The organism is uncultured Paraglaciecola sp., from assembly GCF_913058035.1.
GTDB lineage: Bacteria > Pseudomonadota > Gammaproteobacteria > Enterobacterales > Alteromonadaceae > Paraglaciecola.
In genome coordinates this window covers 1-3,490 of sequence record NZ_CAJXPA010000301.1, presented here as the reverse complement: position 1 = coordinate 3,490, position 3,490 = coordinate 1, and the positions used below count along the sequence as shown (strand labels likewise).

The 3,490-nt window shown below is 40.8% G+C and carries 4 protein-coding genes and 1 pseudogene; all 5 read right to left on the bottom strand.

All coding sequences use genetic code 11. The annotated features are described in order from the left end of the window. Positions 1-233 (bottom strand): annotated as a pseudogene (locus QZ562_RS20565) (hypothetical protein); the annotation flags it as partial. Positions 234-414: 181 nt separating this feature from the next. Then, entirely contained in the window at positions 415-1,521 is a 1,107-nt protein-coding gene (locus QZ562_RS20560; RefSeq protein WP_293764496.1) for a serine hydrolase domain-containing protein, read from the bottom strand. Between the two features lie 124 nt (positions 1,522-1,645). Continuing rightward, the gene (locus QZ562_RS20555; protein ID WP_293764494.1) at positions 1,646-2,548 is read right to left on the bottom strand and encodes a PHB depolymerase family esterase; all 903 of its coding nucleotides are present in this window, start codon (positions 2,546-2,548) and stop codon (positions 1,646-1,648) included. A 147-nt stretch (positions 2,549-2,695) separates the two neighbouring features. Beyond that, positions 2,696-3,139, bottom strand: a complete 444-nt coding sequence (locus QZ562_RS20550) for a hypothetical protein (protein WP_293764491.1) — start codon at positions 3,137-3,139, stop codon at positions 2,696-2,698. Positions 3,140-3,229: 90 nt separating this feature from the next. Next, a partial coding sequence (locus QZ562_RS20545; protein ID WP_293764489.1) for a hypothetical protein occupies positions 3,230-3,490 on the bottom strand: 261 nt, incomplete at its 5' end.

Genomic DNA, 3,490 nt, shown 5'->3' with positions numbered 1-3,490 from the left:
CGTCCGTTTGGTATAAGTGACATGAGTAATATAATCTTCAACATCACGGACGGTGGATAGGCCGCAGCGCCTGTTTTGTCATTGTTATACCAGGCATCAAACCCCGATAAATCGAGCTTGTTTTCGACGATATAGCACAGCGCATATTCAAACGTACCGGGCAGAATTTGTTCTGAAAAGTTGACGGGGATGAACTTGTTTTGGCAGGATAAATCAGGCTTGTAGTTGGCCATGACAATTTACCGTGGGTGAATAATATTTATTAGATTACACCTAAACCAGAGGCTCAAGGTTAAAAAGCAGACAATTTATAAGTATTTAATAAGAACATGAAAATGTTCTTTGGGGAGAAATTCTTCAGCCTCAACGCCGCATTCAGCGGCTAGTCCGCTGCAATGCTTTGTTGTACGTACATTAATCGCGTATGGAATTAACGGTAGAAAGAATAAGACTATCAATTTCATTGCTCACAGGCCCAATACTGCTGTTAGTCAAGATGACATAACCAATATTTTGGTCTGTTACAGAGCGCGTTAATGCGATCCATCCACGGTTGAAACCGGCAAAGCCCAAACTATTATTTTCTGCGTCAACAATATAACTCATACTCCAGCGCCCGCTAGTATTGAGGGCAGGCTTAATCATGAGATCAACGAATTTTTCGGACAACAACGTTGAACCGTTATATTCTCCATTTTTATTGCGTAATATCGCCATATTAAAACGTGCTAAATCTATAGCGGATGTTTGTAAACCTGCTGCTGCTTTTTCATCGAAGTACACCATAGTAGTTACTTTGCCTGCTTCGTCATAAGGTGTTGCGGACCTAGTCATGACTTTATCAGTAACGTTAAAAGTAGAACTCTTCATCCCCAGAGGTTCGAACACTTTTTTCTGTATATAATCTTCAAACGTCATTCCTGATACATCTTCAATTAAAAGTTGCAGGACTGAGTAACCGCCACCAGAATAGGACCACTTTGTATCAGGCACATGGATAAGCTCAATGGAACCTGCACCATTATTATTACCATTGAGTGAATCAACAATAGATGACAATTTTTCGCGAGAGTCCCACCCTACATAGGTGCCAAGCGACAAACCAGAAGTATGAGATAAAACATTTCTTGAGGTTACTTTATTAACATCAAACTCAGATTCGGGTATTTTCCAGCGCTTGAGATATTCATTAATTGAGCTATCTAGGTCTACTTTGCCTTGGCCAACTAGTTGCATGACTCCCCAAGCAGTAACAAGTTTTGAGATAGAGCCCACGTTGAACATGGTTGTTTCGGTAATTGCTGTTTTGCTCTCTATATTTGCATAGCCATAGGAGCGAAAAGCGACAATCTCATTGCCATTAACAACTGCTAGCGCAACACCAGGCGCATTGTGCTTTTCTAAAATCTTCGGAACCTCATTGTCCAGTTGCATTGTAATTTCTGAAAAATCAGAAATATTCTTGGCATTTACAGGATGAACTAAAAATAATGTGGAAAAGATTAGAAAAAGTTTAATCATAACTATCCTTGTACGTACAACGCCCAAATAATGGGCAAATATCAGTTGGTTAAATAAGCGACGCAGGAGCAAAAAACCAACTGTTATTTGTCCTGATTAATTTGCTTGTTATGTATTTTATCGACTACTGTAATGGGTGCATCTTGAAAAACTCCCAGATCAACTTCGTTGCTGGGATTTCCATATTTGTCTTGCCTAAGCCAAACTTTTCAAGTTCGTCAGCGAGTGGCGAACCTGGCCATGTGTGCCCAGCGTCGTCTGAACGATAAAACACTACATCACCCTCACTTTGGCAGTTCCGGTGAGAAACGCGAATAACAGAATCACTCACTGTTTCTAGTGCTGGCGAACCAGTGCATTGATTTGTACTTATCCAACCAGAGAGTGCTTCTTCTACACCCATTCGCCAGTATGCGCTGGAGTCAGCTTGGTGTTTGTAGTGGTTTATGTTGTCTGCCTTACTATGAAAGGTGATCACAGGTACGGGTCGACTCGGATTACAGTCTTCTGGATACCGAACGCCTGCAACGGGACCAATCGCTGCAATAATATTGGAAAGATCACACGCCAATCGACTGCTCATCCGAGCACCTCCAGAAAAACCAGTCGAATATATTCTAGTTGGATCTATCGTGTAATGTTGGCTAATACTGGCGAGTAGTTCTCTGATAAATAGAACATCGTCAACACCCTTTTCATGAAGGTCGACATTCCAAGTTACATATCCGCCTTTCTTACGGTAGTATTTCGCTGCTGGACTTATAACAAAGAACTCTTCCAGCTCAGCGAGCTGTTCAAATTCAGAGAGCTTGGCTTGTCTATCTGGGGCCGCACCACTCCCATGAAAGTCGAGTACGAGTGGTGTCGGTTTACCTTTCTTGTACGAAGATGGAATAAATATTCGCCATTGTCGCTCCACCCCGTTTACCGTTATCGACTCCAATTGTTCCGCCGATTTAACCTGTGCGATAATTGCACTGCTGAAAATTGAAATGAGTAAAACCAGACTAACTCTTGTTTTCGACATAAACTCTATCCTCTTTGATGGTGTATCGATCAGTATTGAATGCGCTATTTGATTCAGTAGATGCATAACGCCTACAATAACGGGAAAAGCGGAGCGATTAGCGAGGCTTTTTCCCAGTGAGCGAAGCGAACGTTGTTTATTGTTTTGTTATGTTTTGCTGCATGTAAGAACACCGCTGCTCCAGCGTTTAACATCTTGGATGAAATTTTCATATGCCCCCATAGCATAATCACCTTCTTCCACATTAACAGAGGTGCCATTTCCTGTTTCGCTTACAAGAATACGGATAAAAGGTTCTTGATATCCAATGTCTGAAGCGGCTGTCCTTGCAGTGATTACGGTGACTCCATTTTCAACTTTGTTTTCAACAATAACTTTGTCTTGGAACAGTGAAGAATCTTTATTTTCAACAATAACTCTGTCTCGGAACAGTGATAAATCTTTAGACCAACATTTCTCTGCAATGTCATAAATCCTTTTTGCTTCATCTGATTTAGTATTGGAGGACTTGTAATCAAACGTTGGTTTTAGAGGAGCTACACAGCCCGTTAAAGTTAAACCAAGTAAAGCTAAAACTATCCTATATTTCATTGTTTGTCCTTAAAAACATAACGCCCCAAGCAGCCGAAAGCGCGAATGCTTTGGCGCAGCCAGTGAGTGTTTTTCCGATGACTTGGCTTGTTATGTTTCATTATTATTTATGGTGTGTTTAGCCTTAACTCTGGTATTTTCTTCAATTGATATTAAAGCAGCTAAAATACCCGCAGTGATGATTACGCCAATTGCTGCAAAAACGAGCCCTAACATAGACATGGCCATTAATGAGTTGGAACGAAAGAACTGCCAGGCAACGAATACAATTGAAAAGGCTAAAAATATATAACCTAAAATTGCTATAGCTCTAGCAATAAAAAGCAGAAAGCTGAAGTTCTTTGATTGAAT